At 58.7% G+C, this 298-nt stretch carries 1 protein-coding gene; it reads left to right on the forward strand.

The genetic code is table 11. The features are described 5' to 3' along the window. A partial coding sequence (locus tag BK660_RS31095) for a dermonecrotic toxin domain-containing protein (RefSeq protein ID WP_148057518.1) occupies nucleotides 1–298 on the forward strand: 298 nt, incomplete at both ends.

The following is a 298-nucleotide window of genomic DNA, read 5'->3' on the forward strand; positions in this document are numbered from 1 at the left end:
GCCGTACCCGTCTGGATGACTCCTGCCTATCTTGAAAATCTCGTCACGCAGGTCGCTATCGGTGGGGTTTACCCGGCGCTGATCAAGCGTAAATTGCTTGATGATCCGCAAGAAGCGCAACGACGACAGGCGCTCTACACCCGCCATCTGCGTACCCAGTTGCCCTTGCAGGCGCTGCAGCACAAGATGCGCGGCGAGGCGGGTATTGATGAGCGTGGTTACCAGTACGTCAACGCCGTCCTGCAGGAAAACACTGCCGACCGCAGGTTGAACGGGCAGGAGATTGTCATTCGACCGC

The sequence above is a fragment of the Pseudomonas brassicacearum genome, assembly GCF_003732265.1.
Lineage (GTDB): Bacteria > Pseudomonadota > Gammaproteobacteria > Pseudomonadales > Pseudomonadaceae > Aquipseudomonas > Aquipseudomonas brassicacearum_D.